At 54.2% G+C, this 17,109-nt stretch carries 19 protein-coding genes; 11 read left to right on the top strand and 8 right to left on the bottom strand.

Annotated features, from left to right (window positions below; genetic code table 11):
* The first annotated feature begins 22 nt into the window (after positions 1-22).
* Positions 23-1,051 carry an SMP-30/gluconolactonase/LRE family protein gene (locus tag HZS52_RS12965; protein WP_027960127.1) on the top strand — a complete coding sequence of 343 codons (1,029 nt, stop codon included), beginning with the start codon at positions 23-25 and terminating at the stop codon, positions 1,049-1,051.
* A gap of 110 nt (positions 1,052-1,161) precedes the next feature.
* On the opposite strand, the gene wrbA is transcribed toward HZS52_RS12965, so the two are convergent.
* Positions 1,162-1,761 carry an NAD(P)H:quinone oxidoreductase gene (gene wrbA / locus HZS52_RS12960; protein WP_022522701.1) on the bottom strand — a complete coding sequence of 200 codons (600 nt, stop codon included), beginning with the start codon at positions 1,759-1,761 and terminating at the stop codon, positions 1,162-1,164.
* A gap of 231 nt (positions 1,762-1,992) precedes the next feature.
* Here wrbA and HZS52_RS12955 point away from each other — a divergent pair, with 231 nt between their 5' ends.
* From HZS52_RS12955 to HZS52_RS12925, 7 genes are all read left to right on the top strand, one after another.
* The gene (locus HZS52_RS12955) at positions 1,993-2,433 is read left to right on the top strand and encodes a hemerythrin domain-containing protein (RefSeq protein WP_022522700.1); all 441 of its coding nucleotides are present in this window, start codon (positions 1,993-1,995) and stop codon (positions 2,431-2,433) included.
* Positions 2,434-2,666: 233 nt separating this feature from the next.
* Positions 2,667-3,644: a succinylglutamate desuccinylase gene (locus HZS52_RS12950; RefSeq protein WP_190372923.1), complete on the top strand. Its 978-nt coding sequence runs from the start codon at positions 2,667-2,669 to the stop codon at positions 3,642-3,644.
* Between the two features lie 211 nt (positions 3,645-3,855).
* A complete protein-coding gene (locus tag HZS52_RS12945) occupies positions 3,856-4,626 on the top strand; it encodes an ABC transporter ATP-binding protein (RefSeq protein WP_022522698.1) in 771 nt (256 codons plus the stop codon).
* A 15-nt stretch (positions 4,627-4,641) separates the two neighbouring features.
* Positions 4,642-5,346, top strand: coding sequence for an ABC transporter permease (locus tag HZS52_RS12940; protein ID WP_027960125.1), 705 nt, complete (start codon positions 4,642-4,644; stop codon positions 5,344-5,346).
* Complete coding sequence (locus HZS52_RS12935) at positions 5,346-6,077, top strand: ABC transporter permease (RefSeq protein ID WP_022522697.1); 732 nt, start codon at positions 5,346-5,348, stop codon at positions 6,075-6,077. Before HZS52_RS12940 ends, HZS52_RS12935 begins: the two co-directional genes overlap by 1 nt.
* A 176-nt stretch (positions 6,078-6,253) precedes the next feature.
* Complete coding sequence (locus HZS52_RS12930; protein ID WP_190372922.1) at positions 6,254-7,021, top strand: transporter substrate-binding domain-containing protein; 768 nt, start codon at positions 6,254-6,256, stop codon at positions 7,019-7,021.
* A gap of 404 nt (positions 7,022-7,425) precedes the next feature.
* On the top strand, positions 7,426-8,229 hold the full coding sequence (locus HZS52_RS12925) for a TraX family protein (RefSeq protein WP_190372921.1): 804 nt from the start codon (positions 7,426-7,428) through the stop codon (positions 8,227-8,229).
* 9 nt (positions 8,230-8,238) lie between these two features.
* Here the strand turns inward: HZS52_RS12925 and HZS52_RS12920 are convergent, their stop codons facing one another.
* From HZS52_RS12920 to purE, 3 genes are all read right to left on the bottom strand, one after another.
* Positions 8,239-9,813, bottom strand: a complete 1,575-nt coding sequence (locus tag HZS52_RS12920) for a diguanylate cyclase domain-containing protein (RefSeq protein ID WP_190372920.1) — start codon at positions 9,811-9,813, stop codon at positions 8,239-8,241.
* Between the two features lie 163 nt (positions 9,814-9,976).
* Positions 9,977-11,116 carry a 5-(carboxyamino)imidazole ribonucleotide synthase gene (locus HZS52_RS12915; protein WP_022522694.1) on the bottom strand — a complete coding sequence of 380 codons (1,140 nt, stop codon included), beginning with the start codon at positions 11,114-11,116 and terminating at the stop codon, positions 9,977-9,979.
* An 11-nt stretch (positions 11,117-11,127) separates the two neighbouring features.
* Positions 11,128-11,643, bottom strand: coding sequence for a 5-(carboxyamino)imidazole ribonucleotide mutase (gene purE, locus HZS52_RS12910; protein ID WP_022522693.1), 516 nt, complete (start codon positions 11,641-11,643; stop codon positions 11,128-11,130).
* A 219-nt stretch (positions 11,644-11,862) separates the two neighbouring features.
* On the opposite strand from purE, the gene HZS52_RS12905 reads away from it, so the two are divergent.
* Positions 11,863-12,135: an XRE family transcriptional regulator gene (locus tag HZS52_RS12905; protein WP_008958942.1), complete on the top strand. Its 273-nt coding sequence runs from the start codon at positions 11,863-11,865 to the stop codon at positions 12,133-12,135.
* Between the two features lie 126 nt (positions 12,136-12,261).
* Here HZS52_RS12905 and chrA read toward each other — a convergent pair whose 3' ends face one another.
* On the bottom strand, positions 12,262-13,455 hold the full coding sequence (gene chrA, locus HZS52_RS12900) for a chromate efflux transporter (protein WP_190372919.1): 1,194 nt from the start codon (positions 13,453-13,455) through the stop codon (positions 12,262-12,264).
* A gap of 112 nt (positions 13,456-13,567) precedes the next feature.
* Positions 13,568-15,250 carry a dihydroxy-acid dehydratase gene (gene ilvD, locus HZS52_RS12895; protein WP_009287633.1) on the bottom strand — a complete coding sequence of 561 codons (1,683 nt, stop codon included), beginning with the start codon at positions 15,248-15,250 and terminating at the stop codon, positions 13,568-13,570.
* A gap of 172 nt (positions 15,251-15,422) precedes the next feature.
* Between ilvD and HZS52_RS12890 the strand changes: the two genes are divergently transcribed.
* A complete protein-coding gene (locus tag HZS52_RS12890) occupies positions 15,423-15,719 on the top strand; it encodes a type II toxin-antitoxin system RelE/ParE family toxin (protein ID WP_022522690.1) in 297 nt (98 codons plus the stop codon).
* Between the two features lie 4 nt (positions 15,720-15,723).
* Complete coding sequence (locus HZS52_RS12885) at positions 15,724-16,038, top strand: addiction module antidote protein (RefSeq protein WP_022522689.1); 315 nt, start codon at positions 15,724-15,726, stop codon at positions 16,036-16,038.
* A 94-nt stretch (positions 16,039-16,132) separates the two neighbouring features.
* Here HZS52_RS12885 and HZS52_RS12880 read toward each other — a convergent pair whose 3' ends face one another.
* Positions 16,133-16,651 (bottom strand): RES family NAD+ phosphorylase, encoded by a 519-nt coding sequence (locus HZS52_RS12880; RefSeq protein ID WP_009287632.1) that lies wholly within the window; start codon positions 16,649-16,651, stop codon positions 16,133-16,135.
* On the bottom strand, positions 16,648-17,079 hold the full coding sequence (locus HZS52_RS12875) for a DUF2384 domain-containing protein (RefSeq protein WP_022522688.1): 432 nt from the start codon (positions 17,077-17,079) through the stop codon (positions 16,648-16,650). The genes HZS52_RS12880 and HZS52_RS12875 overlap by 4 nt, the downstream gene beginning before the upstream one ends.
* Positions 17,080-17,109: the final 30 nt, after the last annotated feature.

The following is a 17,109-nucleotide window of genomic DNA, read 5'->3' as shown; positions in this document are numbered from 1 at the left end:
AAACAACCATCAGGACAATGCTATGAAACTTGGACGCCGTCAGTTCCTTTCGGCATCGGCCGCCCTGGCCGCTGTTGGCACATCGCCCCAGCTTTTTGCTTTGCAGAGCTCACAAGGTTCCACCCCGGAACGATACCCAATCGATGCCTGGAAAGTCGAAGATTCCCGCTTTAGTGATTACATGATTTTTAACAGTCCTCTAGAACGCCACTGGAGTGGAGGTCTGTGGACAGAGGGGCCAGCATGGAACGCCGTAGGTCGTTATGTTGTTTTCAGCGACATACCTCGTGCCAAGCAGATGCGCTGGGACGAATCCACTGGTCAAGTCAGCGTATTGAGAGACAATGTCGGCCACTCTAACGGTAATACCTTCGATCATCAGGGGCGGCTAATTGCTTGCGAGCACTATCCCTCACGCGTTTTACGCTACGAGTGGGACGGCAGCACAACGGTGCTCGCCGAGCGCTATCAGGGCAAACCGCTCAATGCCCCTAATGACGTGGTGGCACTGCCCTCGGGTGGAGTGATCTTCACTGATCCAGGCTATGGTGCTCACTTCGACTACGAGGGCAAAAAACGAGACCTGGAGCTAGAAACGGCCATCTATTACGTCGATGACAGCCTGGATGAGCCCATCATGCTGACCGACGATATTTATAAGCCAAACGGTATTGTATTAACGCCGGATGGCGAAGGGTTCTACGCCAGTGACAGTGCCCCCACCCATTTCGACGAACCCGCGCGAATTATTCGCTGGTCGCTGGGTGAAGATGGTCGCAGTGTCAGCGACCGGCAAGTTATCGTGACCAGCGAAGACACTATTTTCGACGGCATGGCCTGTGACGTGGATGGCAATATCTGGTCAAGCGCCAATGGTGGTGAAGGTATCGACGGAGTAGTGGTTTTCTCACCGGAAGGCACCTTGCTGGGCCGAGTATTGCTACCCGAAGTCTGCTCGAACGTGTGTTTTGCGGGCAAGAGCCGCAATCGACTATTTATGACGGCCAGTCAATCCGTCTACACAATTTACACGGCGGCACGCGGAGCATAGTAAAACTATAATCCCAGCCACAATATCCCAACCCCAAAAAAAGCCTCGCCGGATATATCCGGCGAGGCTTTTACTTGGCTGACTCGTATATGTCTTGGCTAGTAAACTAATTAACTGGCCAGTTTAGCCGCCGTTTTTGCGACCAACTCGCCTTGGAAACGGGCGATTTTCAGCTCACGCTCGTCAGGTTGGCGTGAGCCGTCACCACCAGCAATGGTTGCGGCGCCGTAAGGCGTACCGCCGCTCACTTTAGAAATATCAAACTGCTCTTCGAGACCGTAACCAATCGGCACAATCACCATACCGTGGTGGGCAAGTGTGGTCCAAGTAGAGGTGATGGTCATCTCATCACCGCCGCCAGTACCGGTAGAAGTGAACACGCTAGCGACTTTGCCACGCAGAGCACCGTTCGCCCACAGGCCACCGGTCTGATCCAGGAAGGTACGCATTTGACCGGCCATATTCCCAAAGCGGGTGGGCGTACCGAAAATGATCGCATCGTAATCGGCAAGCTCTTGAGGCGTCGCTTCCGGCGTGTCGTAATCCTGCTTACCGCCTGCATTCTTGAACGCCTCTTCAGGCATGGTTTCAGGAACGCGTTTCACCGCCACCTCAACACCGCTCACACCCTTTGCGCCTTCTGCCACGGCCTGAGCCAGCGTATCAATATGGCCATACATGGAATAATAAAGTACCAGTACCTTTGTCATTACTATCTCCTTCACTTATGAATAGTGCAGTTATGAGTAGTGCAGTGAGCGTCGCCTAAAGTGGGCGTCGCCTAATAAGTAGTAAACACAACATAGCGCACTCAAGCATAGAAAAAAGCGAATGTTTTCGTCCGTGGGCGTCGATTTCATCGACGAACGCCATCTTGCACTTTACGCCAACCACCACTAGCTTTTGACTTGCCTACATCAAACGTATCCAAGGAGTCTGGAATGACGATTTTTGAAGCCCTGCGCAAGGATCACGATATTCAGCGCGACCTGCTCGCCCGCTTAGTTGAAACACATGGAGACAGCGATGAGCGAGATAAACTGTATCAGCAGGTACGGGCAGAGCTGCATTATCACGCCGCTGCCGAAGAGCGGGCGCTCTATATCCCAATGATGTCAATCGACCTGACTCAGGAAAAAGCCCGCCATAGCGTTGCCGAACATCATGAAATTGATGAGCTTTTAGAACTGCTTGATGAAACTGACTACAGTGCAACCCACTGGTTGACCCACGCCAAACAGCTCCAGGATTTAGTCACTCACCACCTGGATGAAGAAGAGCAAGAGGTTTTCCAGCTGGCGGGCCGTGGCCTGCAAGATAAACAAAAGACATCGCTTGCTAGCGAGTACCAGGAAGAAATGCAGCGCCAGCGTTCAGCGTAACGTGATGAACAAATTGAAAAACGCTCATGCACCCCATGGGCGTTTTTTGCTGTTAGCGATTAAATAAAGCCACTTTTCAGCTTCCGCGTGTTTCATGAAGACGCTTTTTCACGAATACGCTAGGGTTTTACACGCGAACGACCTGCGGGCTTGTGGCATACGCCCAGCGTGGTAAACCTAGGCTCGCTTTTATACTGACAACGATACTCAAAACAGTTAACTGAGGAGCGACAATGCTAGGCCAATGGCTCGACTGGTCGCTTGATGGGCAACTCCCCACCGCCAGCCAAGGCGTCTTCGCCAGCGGCACTTATCATTTGCATGCGCCTGGTATTTTGGAGCTCACCCCTAACACGGTAAGCCAAAGCGCCCACACGTGCATTTTTTCAGCGGCGATCCATGGCAATGAAACCGCACCGGTTGAACTGGTGGGTGAATGGTTAAGCGGCGTAGAAGCGGGCAGCATATCGCTCGGCGCTCCTGTGCTGGTGATTTTAGGCAACCTGCCCGCGCTTAAGGCGCAGCAGCGTTTCCTTACCACCAATTTAAACCGGCTGTTTAGCCGCGAACTAGCCGCCAAGGGCGAGGAGCCAGATCGCGCCAGGCAATTAATGGCCGCGGTGGATAGTTTTTATGCCCGCCATGCCGGGCGCCCCAAACTGCACTACGACCTACATACCGCAATTCGGGATAGCCGCTACCCCTGTTTTGTAGTGGAGCCTTTTGCCGAATCCTCCACCGATGCTGAGCAGTGGGGCTGGCTGGCGGCGGCGGGTATGCAGGCGGTGCTGCACCAACATCAGCACAGCTGGACATTCTCCCACTACAGCAAGCACTATCACGCCGCTCAGGCATTTACCTTTGAGCTAGGGCGGGTAGCGCCTTTTGGCCACAACGATATGGCATCATTACAACCGATGCGTACACTACTCACCGCGCTTAGTGAAGGACATACGCCACCCAATCAGCCCGCCACGCAAATGCAGTTTTTCCAGGTTCAACACGAATTAATGCGTCACTCGGAGGACTTTACACTCTGTTTTGCCGAGGACACAGCCAACTTCAGCCGCTTTGAGCCCGGCACTCTGCTGGCCCAAGACGGTAAGTCGGGTGAGTTTCGGGTAGGCGATACGCCCCTTCATGTGGTGTTTCCTAACGCACAAGTAGAGGTGGGCGCCCGTGCCGCGCTGTTGGTGGCGCCTATCGTTTAACCCCCCAAGCAGGATCTACTTTAGCCAAGACAATAACAATGGTGAGGCGACAACAGAACCCTCGACGTCGATACGACTATCGTCGAGTGCATAATGTTAGAAGGAAAGCGCGCATAATGCGCCCAGCCTGATAGAATCGCCCCTTTTTCGCGCCAGCCGCATCAAACAAACCCACTTGTTGCTGCGGCAACTCTGTACTGGAGCCAATGATATGGCCGCTACGCCTACTCCCCTTGAAGTGCGTAATATTAAAAAACGCTTTGGCGATACGGAAGTTCTGAAAGGTCTTTCATTACAAGCCCAAAAGGGCGATGTGATTACCCTGATTGGTGCCTCTGGATCGGGTAAAAGTACTTTTTTGCGCTGCATGAACTTGCTTGAACAGCCCGACGATGGCGACCTCATTGTCCATGGCGAACCCATTCGCTTTAAGACCACGAAGCACGGCCGCGAACCTGAAGATTGGAAGCAGGTGGTACAAATGCGCGCCAAGCTCTCCATGGTGTTCCAGAGCTTTAACCTGTGGGCCCACATGACGCTGCTCGAAAACATCATCGAAGCGCCGATTCATGTGCTGAAAAAACCCAAAAAAGAAGCCTTGGAGCACGCCCATGCACTGCTCGATCGGGTTGGCTTAACGGCCCGCGCCAACGCCTACCCAGCACAGATGTCCGGCGGCCAACAGCAGCGCGGCGCTATTGCCCGCGCACTGGCGATGGATCCAGAAGTGATGCTGTTTGACGAACCCACCTCCGCTCTTGACCCGGAATTGGTCGGTGACGTATTGAAAGTCATGCACGACCTCGCTGAAGAGGGGCGCACCATGGTCGTGGTGACTCACGAGATGGGGTTTGCCCGTGATGTCTCCAGCCAAGTGATTTACCTTCACCAGGGCCTGGTGGAAGAAGCTGGCCCGCCCGATCAAGTGTTAGGCAACCCGCAATCACCGCGCCTGCAGCAATTCCTGGCACCTAATTACTGATCCGCGAGGCTGACCATGATTGATTTACAAGGGTATGGCCCCCGGCTGATCGAAGGGGCTGGCGTCACCATCCAATTAGCGGTGTTGTCGCTGATTTTAGCGATTATTTTAGGGCTCCTGACCGCCAGCGCGAAGATGTCGCGCAACTGGTTAGCTCATCGTCTTGCCACGCTTTACACCACACTTATTCGCGGTGTGCCCGACCTCGTGTTGATGATGCTGTTTTTTTTCGGCGGCCAAATTGGCGTCAACATGATCACCGACTGGATTTACTACTCGTTCGATATCGATATTTTTATCAATATTAATGCCTTCGTCGCGGGCGTTGTCACCATTGGGCTAATCTTCGGGGCCTATATGGGGGAAACCTTTCGCGGCGCTTTTATGGCGGTCGATAATGGGCAAATCGAAGCAGGTAAAGCCTATGGCATGAGCGATGGGCTGGTTTTTCGTCGCGTCCGTTTTCCGCAGATGATGCGCCATGCGCTGCCTGGCCTTTCCAACAACTGGATGGTATTGCTCAAAACCACAGCACTGGTCTCGGTAATCGGGCTTTCTGATATGGTGCGTGTCGCCTCAGAAGCCTCTAAAGCGACGCGCGAACCTTTCACTTTCATGATTATTGTCGCGCTTATCTATCTGCTCATCGCCAGCGTTTCGGAATGGATCTTTGCTCGTCTGCAAAAACGCTACAACATTGGCTATGGGGAGGCAGACTAATGACCGCTTTCATGACATGGCTCGAAAATCAGCTTGCCGAGAACAGTATTTTCACGCTGCAAACGCTTTCCTACTATGGCGATGGGTTGACCACCACGGTGCAACTGGTCTTTTTATCACTGGTCATTGGCTTAATCGCTGCGGTACCCCTTGCCATTGGGCGTGGTTCAAAACACGCCTGGATTAAGTGGCCTATTTTTGCTTACACCTATGTTTTTCGTGGCACACCGCTACTCATCCAACTCTACCTGATTTATTACGGCGTGGTGTTCGTGGACGGAATCCAAGAAAGTTGGCTATGGGTGATACTTGAAGAACCGTTCGTTCCCGCACTCATTGCATTTACCCTCAACACCGCCGCCTATACGACCGAGATTTTTCGCGGCGCGATTAAGTCTACCTCGAAAGGTGAAATTGAAGCGGCTCGTGCCTATGGCATGTCACCTCAGCAGACCATGCGGCGCATTATTATCCCCAGCGCTTTTCGTCGCGCACTGCCGGCCTACGGCAACGAAGTCATTTTCATGCTACATGCCAGCGCTATTGCCAGCGTAGTGACGATTATGGATCTGACCGGCGCGGCGCGCTTTGTCTATGCGCGTTTTTATGCACCTTTTGACGCATTCTTGTTTGTGGCAGCGATATACCTGTGTTTAACCTTCACCATCCTGTATCTCTTTCGTTATCTAGAGAAAAAGCTGCTCGCACATCTACAGCCACAGAACTCCTAGTGTGAAACAAACGTTGGTTTACGAATCATCAAGCGCTTTTCGTCAACGCCGAGTTAGGATAAGTTATCAATGATCATCACAACGCAACCTGTGACTAACGTGGTCAACGCCCTATAGGCAACGCCATCATTAGGCAGTGGTTGCTTAAATGAACTCTGCTTCCAAGGAGATACATAATGAAAAAACTGCTGTCTGTCTCACTGCTAGGCTTAGCCGTTGCAGTAAGCGCCGCCCAGGCGCAAGAAGACCAACTACGTATCGGGGTTGATGTGCCTTACGAGCCGATGGAATATCGCACGCCGGATGGCGAGCTGACCGGCTTTGATATCGACCTGGGCAACGCCCTCTGCGAGCGTATCGGCGTTGAATGTGAATGGGTTGTACAGGGCTGGGACGGCATTATCCCGGGTCTCATGGCACGTAAATACGACGCTATTATGTCCTCCATGACGATCAATGATGACCGTCGCGAGCAAGTGCTGTTCTCTGACCCCTACATCACCCCACCGTCCGCCTGGTTTGCTCCTGAAGGCACCGACCTTGATGCAACCAATGAAGAGTCGCTCGCCGGCATGACCATCGGCGTTCAGCGCGGCACTCTGCAGGACAATTACGTCACCGACATGTATGGCGATGTCGCCGACATCAACCGCTATTCTACCGCCGATGACATGGTGCTGGACATGGAGTCCGAGCGTTTGGACATCTTGTTCCTCGACTACCCAGTCGGTAAGTCCACGTTACTGGATAGCGAAGAAGGCAACTACGTTGTTGTCGGCGAGATGCTCACCGAACCTAAAGAGTATTTTGGTGATGGCTTTGGTATCGCGTTCCGTCAACGCGACGAAGCACTCGCTGAGCAGTTCAACGAAGCCCTGGCTGAAGTGAAAGAAGACGGCACTTACGACGAGATCTACAACCGTTATTTCGGTGGGCAAGAGTAAGCATCACAGCAAGCCCTAGGGCCTGTTGACGTTTCACTCGCGGCCGCGCTGGAGCCCGTTTTTATTCGCGGCAAGGCAGGAGGAGAGAAGTTTGGTGGTTCCAAATGAACGACGACTAACGCCGCCGCGGATAAAAACGGGCCCAGCCCTTCGGGTTGCCCCGCAAAGCGCGCCATACGGCGTTGCAAAACTTGAAAAGGGAACCACCCTTCCCAGCGTTTTGCGCCTTGTCTGACGCGCTTTGTGGGGCAACGCGGTTCGCGATGAAACGTCAACAGGCCCTAGTGTCCATCACCCCGGCAACCGCCGGGGTGATGCGTTTCTACCTAACGCTGAAAATTCAGTGAACTAGGTAAAGCTACCTCTGTCTGTGTATCATCGCGCATGTTCAACACGGAGGTTTTATGGCTCACCCGACTAGCCCACATGCAGGCACGCTACCTCGCCTCTCTTCTCACTGGACCGGCTGGGGGCAGTGGCTGGCCCTGATCACCATGACCGTGGATCACCTCACTCGCTATGTGCTGCCCGGCGATTGGGATCTAAGCTGGGCCGGGTCTTCCATTGGCCGTATCGCCTTCCCGCTGTTTGCCGCCATGGTGGCCTGGCACGGCCTGTTTAATACCCGCAACCCACTGCGCTACTCGCGCCGAATTCTAATTATCGGCTTGGTTGCCCAACTCCCCTACATGATGATGCCACGCTCATCAGACGCATTTATCCTCAACGTCTGCTTTACCCTGGCCAGTGGTTTAACCTTAGGTGCGCTAGTGCGCCAAGGCTGGCAGCACTACCAGCAGCAAACGTTAGGTTTGCCCTGGTTGTTAGCCGGTGCAGCGGTAGGTGTGACCGTGTGGTATCTGCTCGGTTTTTGGGTGGAGTACGGGCACAACGGGCTGCTGCTGATTCCACTATTAATGTTCGCGATGCACGCCTTGAGCCAAACTGAGAGCCATTTCCAAGCGCGCCTATGGGCAGGCCTAGCGGCATTTCCAGCACTCTGGATTTCCGGGCAAATGAATGCCTCTGACATGGCCAAATCGTTTACTGTAGGTACGTGCCTCATCGTGCTGGTACTTGCTGCAGGTGCAGCGCAACGAATCCCCCCCGTCTACTTAGTGATGCCGCGACGTTTATGGTTAGCGTGGTACCCCGGCCACTTTGCGTTAATCGCTTTATGGGTGCTGCTAATCGGTCAATTGGCTTAAGCGTTCGGATCACTGCATTTTATCGCGCATCCAGGGCTGGTAGCGGCAAAGCTGCGCCCGGCCTTCTGTTTTTGCACGATACATCGCAATATCCGCTTGTTTAAGTACTTCTTCGTAATCGCAAGCGACGGTTGTGAAGCAGGTATAGCCTATGCTGGGCGTTACGTTGGTATCGTTACTTGCCAGTCGGTAAGGCTGAGAGAGAGCCTGCTGAACCTTAAGCATATAAGTCTCAGCACGCGCCTCCAGGATCTCATCTGCCCCCTCGCCAAGCAGGGCCATTAGCACAAACTCATCCCCGCTGAGACGAGCAGCCATATCCTCCCCGTTCAAGCAGCTTTCAAGGCGGCGAGCCACTTGCACTAGTAGATTATCGCCCGCTGCATGTCCCAAAGTGTCGTTAATCAACTTAAAGCGATCCATATCCAAAAACATCAGTAACCCGCTCTGAGGCTCTGTTTGTTTCTCATCGCAAAGAGTTGCCAAACGCTCGATAAACAGCCGCCGATTGGGTAGATCGGTGAGAGAGTCATAAAAAGCCTGACGGTAAATAATCGCCTCAGCACGCTTACGCTCGGTGAAATCTTCAATAATGGCTACGCCGCCGACCATCTCATTACTGGCACTATGCACACCGTTGAAGAATGCCCGTAGCGGGGTGCCTGCGCTCGCTTTGGGCAAATAGTAAGTTCCCTCATAATAGCCAGTTCCTTTAGCGAGGGCATTGCGCACGGCCTTGGCAACCTCTGGATTCGCCGAGCTGGATAGCATCTTATAGCCGAGCAACTGAGCGCGGTTAACGTCCAGTATCTCCAACAGCTTACTATTACAATCAGTGATGAAACCCTGGCTATCAAAATGCAGCACTCCCAACGGCGAGCGTTGAAAGATAGAGCGGTAGCGATTTTCGCTCTCTTGCAACTGCGCCTCCCGGGCCGACATATTCACCCGCAGGGCAATGTTATCGTGAATAATTCTGCTTAAACGTCGACTAGTGGTAACAATCAGGCCAAGAAACAGGCTAAGCATGGCACCAATTAAAACTGCCAGCGGTGAACCTAATAGTAAAAACTGCACTAGCAGGGGAAGCAAAATCGGCAGCACAAAACCGAGTGCCACCCACCAAACGGCCGAAAGCGTTGTGACACCACCGGCAGCAATGCCCGCCAATACAATCGAAAGCGCAGCCACCTGACCGTGATTTTCGCCAGTAAACAGAACGACCCCGCCGACTCCCCAGACACAGCCAGCTAAAACTGCCCCGGCGCTAAACCGGTATAGCCAGCGGCGGCGCTGCTGTTGCTGTGCCGGTAAGCGGCGAAAATAGTAGGCCAAGGCAAGGCGAGCGAACGAAACAAAGGTCAATACTGCGAGCCAGGTGAGCAGTACCCAGCTTGCGACCACTGGCCACATGGCAGCGACTAGCAGCATGCCTGCCAACACGCTGCTTAGCACCGGTTGCCAAAGGTTGTCGTACAGCAGACGTACTTTTTCGCTATGCAGGCGCTTTACAGTGACATGGTGGTCGCGATGGAAACCACTGCGCAGCCCAGGGGCAGACCCAGTAGTTGAAGAGTGAGGCATACTAACTATCCGCCTAAAAGTCGCTATTAAGATCAGCATAATTTGCTGATTTTTTGTTGTGGCTCCTTTTTAGCGCATTTAGTCACTTTTAGCGATAAAAGTTGCATGATTGGACAACATTGGTAGAAAAAAGCCGCCTGAGCTAAGCAGGCGGCTGTAGAAACTACTGTTTGATGGTAAAGCTTAGCTGTGGCGGCGGCGCCTCCGGCAGTAACGCACTACAGGCGTTAACTTTTTCCAACAGTTCGGCATGGTTGGGCGCGAGAATATTGACGTGGGCGAGCTTACGGCCGGCACGCTCTGCTTTGTCGTAGCGATGCAGGTGCGTATTAGCAAGCGCTAGAATCGCCGCGTTATCGCCTTCACGACCAATCACGTTAATCATGCAGGTGGGGGCAATCGCCTGGGTATCGCCTAAGGGCAAGCCCTGTATCGCGCGCAGATGGTTTTCAAACTGGCTGGTCACTGCGCCGTCCATCGTCCAGTGGCCAGAGTTATGCACCCGGGGCGCCATTTCGTTGGCGAGCAGGCTGCCATCGCGGGTTTGAAACAGCTCTAGCGCTAGCACGCCCACGTAATCCAGCTCATCAAGCAGTGCACGAATATAGCCATCAGCGGTTTGCTGAACGCTGACATCCAGATCCGGCAGCGGCGCCACAGAGTAGCGCAGGATGCCATCCACATGCTGGTTTTCGGCCATGGGGTAGAACACCACCTCACCATCACGACCGCGCACGGCAATCATCGAGACTTCCCGCACGAAGTCGACGAAGGCCTCAACGACCAACTGCGAATGGCCAATTGCGCTCCACGCCTCGCCAGCCTGCTCAGGCTGTTTCAAGACGGCCTGGCCTTTACCGTCGTAGCCTTCAGTGACCGATTTTGCCACCACCGGGCAACCCAACTCACGGGCGGCGGCTTCAAGCTGCTCGGCGCTCTGCACTACCCGGTAAGCAGGGGTCGGAATGCCTAGACGATCAAACAGTGTCTTCTCTTCGACCCGGTTCTGGCACACTTCAATGGCACGACTGCTGGGATAAACCGGCTTGTGCTGCTCAATTTCGCGCAACAGTTGAACGGGCAGGTGTTCGAACTCGTAGGTCACTACATCAACCTTGGCCAAAAACTCAGCCAGGTGCTGGTTATTAGGATCGACAATTACATCGCCAATCCCAGCACTGGGATTACCCGTAGTATCTAAAAAAGTGAAACGATTACCCAGCGGATAACCCGCTAGCGCCAACATGCGGCCTAATTGACCTGCACCCAGTACGCCAATGTTTTTTGCAATACCAGAGTTCATAGCCAGACTCCTTATTCCGCTTCCGGCTCGGGGCGCGGGTCAGGGTTGTCGAGAACTTTCTGAGTCTGCTCGGCGCGAAACGCTTCAACCGCGCTGCGTACGGTCGCATCTTGCAGGCCAACGATCTGCGCTGCTAACAAACCAGCGTTAGTCGCGCCCGCTTTACCAATCGCCAGGGTGCCCACTGCGATGCCGCCGGGCATCTGCGCAATGGAGAGCAGCGAATCCAAACCTTTTAGCGCTTTCGACTCCACCGGCACACCCAGTACCGGTAGTGGCGTTTGCGAGGCCACCATACCTGGCAAGTGAGCAGCACCGCCCGCGCCTGCCACAATTACCTGCAAACCGCGCTCGGCAGCGCTCTTGGCATAGTCAAACAGCAGGTCAGGTGTACGGTGTGCTGACACCACGCGAGTTTCATAAGCCACGCCCAAACGCTCCAGCATGGAAACAGCGTGCTCCATGACTGGCCAGTCGGACTTGGATCCCATGATCACGCCCACCTTGGGTGCGCTGTTCGACGACATGCAAAACTCCTCGGCCCAACGGCCTATAAAAAGCGAAACTAAATTAAAAAACAGCGTGCGCCGGGTCAGGCACACATCAAAATAGGAAGGCGAATAGTCTACCAGAGCTAGCCCGTTTGCGGGCGTTGCCGAGGTCGTGAAATTTTCATCAAAATAGGCATTGAAATGCGCACCGGTTGGCGGCATTGTGTGTTTGTCATTTCAGACTGATGGAGCCACATGAGCACGGCACGCGCAACTGCCACTGCGGAACAGCTTGATCCTCCGCGAAGCAGCCCTGACCTCGACGTCAGGGAACTTGAAAAACGTACGCGATTAATGCGTATTATCACGCGTCTGATCGCCGTATCAGACCTAGGAAGCCGAGAAATTGCCCGCCGGGCAGGACTTCCCGTTCAGAAAATCAGCGACCTGCTCGCCGGAAGGCTTGAGCATCTGGGAGTGGATGAACTTCACGCCCTACGTCGCACCTTAGAGCTGGAGGCGCCATAGCAGACACTTTTTCTGCTGTTCCCACTTCTCCACTCCACGCAGGCCGCCTCCCGGCGGTCTGCCAAGAAAGTTTTTTTCACACTTACACCAATCCCGAGATTACTTCACTTCGTTCGTAATGACGGCTCATGGCGCAATCGCAATCCCCCCAAACGCTACAACCACCACCACGACCCAAGCGGGCAGCTTCCATACGGTTAATAGCAAGAAACCGGTAAGCGCCAGCGAAAACTCTTCTGCACCAATGATCGCACTCGTCCACACCGGCTGATAAAGCGCCGCGCCTAGAATACCGACCACTGCTGCATTGGCACCGCGCATTAGCGCCTGGGCACTGCCCCACTGACGAAATTGATTCCAAAACGGCAGCACGCCCACTAACAGCAAAAAGCCGGGGATAAAGATTGCCAGCAGCGCCAGCAAAGCACCGACTAAACCATTGATACCGGGCAGCAGCGCGCCTAAATAAGCCGCAAAGGTAAATAGCGGCCCTGGCACCGCCTGAGCGGCCCCGTAACCGGCCAAAAACTCACCCGGCGTAAGCCAACCCGACTGCACCACTTCCGCTTCCAACAGCGGAAGCACTACGTGCCCGCCACCAAACACTAATGCGCCTGAACGGTAAAACGCATCGGCGATATCCAGCCAAACCGCCATCCCCGCCAATAACGGCAGCAGAATCAACAGCCCTGCGAATACCCCCAGCGCCACCATGCCTGCCTTACGCGTCACCGGAAAATGCAGCGACTCACTTGCTGTAGCGGCAGCGCTATCGCGACACAGTGTTAGCCCGGCTAAGCCCCCCAACACAATCGCCGACACCTGACCCAGTGGGCCACTGACCAGCACCACCGTCAATACCGCCGCAAGCGCGATTCCCGTGCGGGTTTTATCCGGGCAGAGATTACGCGCCATGCCCCACACCGCGTGGGCAACAATCGCCACCGCCACCACTTTTAAGCCATGGATAATGCCACTGCCAATAGGGCCATCCAGCACCGCCGCGCCAAACGCAAACAGCACCAGGATAATCGCCGAGGGCAGTGTAAACGCCAGCCACGCCATGGCAGCCCCCCAAGGCCCCGCGCGCAATAGGCCAAGAGCAAAGCCCACCTGGCTGCTAGCGGGCCCCGGTAAGAACTGACACAGCGCCACTAGATCAGCGTAGGCCTGCTCAGAGAGCCACTGGCGCCGTTCCACAAAGGCCGTGCGAAAATACCCCAGGTGCGCTACCGGGCCGCCAAAGGACGTTAAGCCGAGTGCTAAAAATACCCAAAACACCTCACCTATGCGCCCACGTGCCTGCGTTTGCTCCACCATTTCGGCCACCTGTTATTCCAATAAAAAAGCGCAAGGCTTTTATACTAAGCCTTACGCTTTAATTCTTTATGACAGCGTGCTCATGAGGATACGCTCATAACGGCAACGCAGATTACTCCTGGTCGGTCACCGCGCCGGTGCTGGCCGAGCTAACCAAACGCGCATACTTAGCCAGCACACCGCGTGTATAGCGGGGTTCTGGCTGCTGCCAGGCGGCGCGGCGGCGCATCAGCTCTTCATCGGAGAGGTCAACATCGATAGTATCCGCTTCAGCATCGATGGTGATGGTATCGCCATCTTTCACCAGCGCCAACGGGCCGCCGTCAAAAGCTTCCGGTGACACATGGCCGACCACAAAACCGTGGCTGCCACCGGAGAAGCGCCCATCGGTAATGAGCGCCACGTCGTTACCCAAACCACGACCCATAATCGCCGAGGTCGGTGTGAGCATTTCGCGCATACCGGGGCCACCTTTCGGCCCTTCATAGCGAATCACCACCACATCGCCGGCAACGACGGTGCCATCGTTAATACGCGCCTGGGCTTCTTCTTCCGAGCCAAATACCCGCGCTGAACCAGAGAAGCGAGTGCCCTCCTTCCCGGTAATCTTCGCTACCGCGCCTTCCGGTGCCAGGTTGCCGTAGAGCATGCGCAGATGGCTTTCCGTTTTAATCGGATTACCCAGCGATGCAATAATCGGCGGCTCAGCAGGGTAAGGCTCAACCTCAGCAAGGTTCTCTTCCAACGTTTTGCCGGTGACGGTCAAGCAGTTGCCGTTGAGCAAGCCCGCATCCAACAGCATTCTCATCAGCGGCTGAATACCGCCAATCGCCACCAGCTCACTCATCATGTAGTGGCCGCTGGGGCGCAGGTCGGCAAGCACCGGTACGCGCTTACCTATTTCAGTGAAATCGGACAGCGACAGTTCAACGCCGATAGTGCGCGCCATGGCGATAAGGTGCAGCACCGCATTGGTAGAGCCACCCAAAGCAATGACGACAGTTATCGCGTTCTCGAACGCCTCGCGGGTCATAATATCGGAGGGTTTGATATCGTCGGCTAACAGCGCCAGCACCGCCTCGCCCGCCGCTTTGCAGTCGTCGCGCTTCTCTTGGGAGATGGCGTTTTGCGCCGAGCTACCCGGCAGGCTCATGCCCAAGGCTTCAATCGCCGACGCCATGGTGTTGGCGGTGTACATCCCCCCACAGGAGCCAGGGCCAGGGATCGCCGTTTCTTCGATGTTCTTAAGCTCGATCAGGTCGATATCACCACGGGAGTGCGCGCCCATGGCCTCGAAGACCGAAACAATATCGGTATGCCCCTTGCCAGGCATAATGGTGCCGCCATAAACAAACACGCTGGGGCGGTTCAGGCGCGCCAGGCCCATCAGACAGCCCGGCATGTTCTTATCACAGCCGCCAATGGCCACGAGGCCATCAAAGCCTTCACAACCGGCGACGGTTTCGATGGAGTCGGCGATCACCTCCCGCGACACCAACGAGTACTTCATCCCTTCGGTGCCGTTGGCAATACCATCGGAAATGGTAATAGTATTGAAAATAACACCTTTACCACCGCCTGCATCGGCACCGTCACGGGCAAACTCAGCCAGCTCGTTAATATGACTGTTGCAGGGCGTCACCATGCTCCAGGTAGAGGCAATACCCACCTGAGGCTTCTTGAAATCGGCATCCGTAAAGCCCACGGCGCGCAGCATGGCACGGCTAGCGGCTTTGCCTGGGCCATCGACTACTTGGGAAGAGTGGCGGCGGGAGTTTTGCGATGAATCAGACATTAGAAATCTCTCTTAGCGTTGTTCACGGTATCCGCATAGCTTGGCGATATATATCGCATCCCGCAAGATGATTAACTCCTGACACCATAGCGTTCCCCCCATCGTTTCTTTGCTTTTGATTAGACGTCAACCAAAGTTGACACTCTCAGAACTGCCAACTATAGTTATCACCATGATCGAGTTGATTAAAACCGATGTTTTCGATAGATGGCTACGCGAGCTTCGCGATATCCGTGCCCGCGCCAAGGTTGAAGCCCGCATCCGACGTTTGAGTCTGGGCAACCCTGGAGATGTGAAGCCGGTCGGTAAAGGCGTTTCTGAACTGCGAATTCCTTATGGGCCAGGCTACCGCGTCTATTATATTACCAAAGGGCCAGTAATCGTGGTTCTGCTGTGCGGTGGTGATAAAGCCACCCAATCCCACGATATCGAACTAGCCAAAGCCATTGCCGCGCAATGGAAGGAGTAACACCATGACCGTTCCTAATGTCACTTTCAGTCACTACGATACTGCTGATTACCTTCAAACTGAGGAGGATATTGCGGCCTATCTTGATGCAGTAATGGAAGAAAATGATCCTGCTCTTCTTGCCGCCGCACTTGGTGATATCGCCCGTGCCCGCAACATGAGCCAACTCGCCAAAGACGTAGGCATGAGCCGTGAAGGGCTTTACAAAGCCCTATCGGGGGAAGGAAACCCGGCTTTTGCGACCATTAGCAAAGTAGCCAACTCCTTGGGGTTGCGCCTATCTATTAAACCGCTATCGCGGCCAGAAGCGGGCAGCTAAGACGGCCTAGCGAGCATCGCAGAAAACGATTAACTTATGATACCTAGCTCTACAACATGACCTCTGTCTTAAAAGAAGATCAAAATAAAAACAATTACTGCCAAGAGCGCGCGTTGTGCGGCAAATCACCTTTGGGATCATAAACCTCGAGCATATCGTTTTCTGTTAACGTTTCGGTATAGAGAACGAGGTTGGTGCCTGAGTCTCTTGCCAACGAAGGAAAAAGTATCCCCTTGGCCCCCTGCTCCAACGCCATATCGCCTAATATCCAGCTAGGCGGCTCAATGCGCTGATTAAACCAATACTTACGCCAGTCACAGTTAAGCTCTTGCCAAAGGCTATCCCATTTCGAGTTATAACCTGATCGAAAATCGACAATAGTCGTCACGCTGACCGTATAGCTAACAATCAGTCCAGGTGGCATTAATGCAGAAAGCTGCTTGTACTCCGCTAACGCCGTTTGCTCCTCTAGCGACAGGTATAATGCATCTACACCAACTCGGTTTAGCCTTCCTCCATGCTCTCTCGCTCCGGCCCCACTAGTAGGCGAAAATGCCCAGCGCGGAACATGTACACGGTATGCCTGAGTTTTCAGCTCCGGCAGCACTATCATCCCACTACACCTGCTTGTAGCGCCTGAACATAGCGCAACAAGTCTTCTGCGCGCCCTTCACTTACGAGTTGCTCGGGTGTTTTATAGTCAAATGCGCTAAGCGGCTCGTTGCGAAACCAAAACAGAGCGTCATGAAAGTCACCATTAATATCCGCCGCTGCGCCGAGCACACGAAGTGCATCACGAAGATAACGTTGAAGTTTTTCCGCTCCCTGAGCACGGGATATCGTCGTACGATGAACATGTGCTTGGTTGGCCAGCGTTTGGATATCAATGCTCAATGCACTGGCAAACAACTTCGGGTTAATCAATGGGTGGCGATCTTTACGAGCAGCTCCCTTCAAATCAGCTAAAAACCGCTCGAATGAATCAGGAACCAAATACCCGGATGACTCATTAAGGGATTCTTTTACAGTGTCAATTGCCATGGGCAACCTCCTGCTACGCTCATACAGCTA

Source organism: Vreelandella titanicae (genome assembly GCF_014697095.1).
GTDB lineage: Bacteria > Pseudomonadota > Gammaproteobacteria > Pseudomonadales > Halomonadaceae > Vreelandella > Vreelandella titanicae.
This window is presented reverse-complemented; position numbering and strand designations above follow the sequence as displayed.

Bases quoted from the DNA above. Each gene is read 5' to 3' on its own strand.
- HZS52_RS12965 (WP_027960127.1), top strand. From the start codon at position 23: ATGAAACTTGGACGCCGTCAGTTCCTTTCGGCATCGGCCGCCCTGGCC.
- wrbA (WP_022522701.1), bottom strand. From the start codon at position 1,761: ATGACAAAGGTACTGGTACTTTATTATTCCATGTATGGCCATATTGAT.
- HZS52_RS12955 (WP_022522700.1), top strand. From the start codon at position 1,993: ATGACGATTTTTGAAGCCCTGCGCAAGGATCACGATATTCAGCGCGAC.
- HZS52_RS12950 (WP_190372923.1), top strand. From the start codon at position 2,667: ATGCTAGGCCAATGGCTCGACTGGTCGCTTGATGGGCAACTCCCCACC.
- HZS52_RS12945 (WP_022522698.1), top strand. From the start codon at position 3,856: ATGGCCGCTACGCCTACTCCCCTTGAAGTGCGTAATATTAAAAAACGC.
- HZS52_RS12940 (WP_027960125.1), top strand. From the start codon at position 4,642: ATGATTGATTTACAAGGGTATGGCCCCCGGCTGATCGAAGGGGCTGGC.
- HZS52_RS12935 (WP_022522697.1), top strand. From the start codon at position 5,346: ATGACCGCTTTCATGACATGGCTCGAAAATCAGCTTGCCGAGAACAGT.
- HZS52_RS12930 (WP_190372922.1), top strand. From the start codon at position 6,254: ATGAAAAAACTGCTGTCTGTCTCACTGCTAGGCTTAGCCGTTGCAGTA.
- HZS52_RS12925 (WP_190372921.1), top strand. From the start codon at position 7,426: ATGGCTCACCCGACTAGCCCACATGCAGGCACGCTACCTCGCCTCTCT.
- HZS52_RS12920 (WP_190372920.1), bottom strand. From the start codon at position 9,813: ATGCCTCACTCTTCAACTACTGGGTCTGCCCCTGGGCTGCGCAGTGGT.
- HZS52_RS12915 (WP_022522694.1), bottom strand. From the start codon at position 11,116: ATGAACTCTGGTATTGCAAAAAACATTGGCGTACTGGGTGCAGGTCAA.
- purE (WP_022522693.1), bottom strand. From the start codon at position 11,643: ATGTCGTCGAACAGCGCACCCAAGGTGGGCGTGATCATGGGATCCAAG.
- HZS52_RS12905 (WP_008958942.1), top strand. From the start codon at position 11,863: ATGAGCACGGCACGCGCAACTGCCACTGCGGAACAGCTTGATCCTCCG.
- chrA (WP_190372919.1), bottom strand. From the start codon at position 13,455: ATGGTGGAGCAAACGCAGGCACGTGGGCGCATAGGTGAGGTGTTTTGG.
- ilvD (WP_009287633.1), bottom strand. From the start codon at position 15,250: ATGTCTGATTCATCGCAAAACTCCCGCCGCCACTCTTCCCAAGTAGTC.
- HZS52_RS12890 (WP_022522690.1), top strand. From the start codon at position 15,423: ATGATCGAGTTGATTAAAACCGATGTTTTCGATAGATGGCTACGCGAG.
- HZS52_RS12885 (WP_022522689.1), top strand. From the start codon at position 15,724: ATGACCGTTCCTAATGTCACTTTCAGTCACTACGATACTGCTGATTAC.
- HZS52_RS12880 (WP_009287632.1), bottom strand. From the start codon at position 16,651: ATGATAGTGCTGCCGGAGCTGAAAACTCAGGCATACCGTGTACATGTT.
- HZS52_RS12875 (WP_022522688.1), bottom strand. From the start codon at position 17,079: ATGGCAATTGACACTGTAAAAGAATCCCTTAATGAGTCATCCGGGTAT.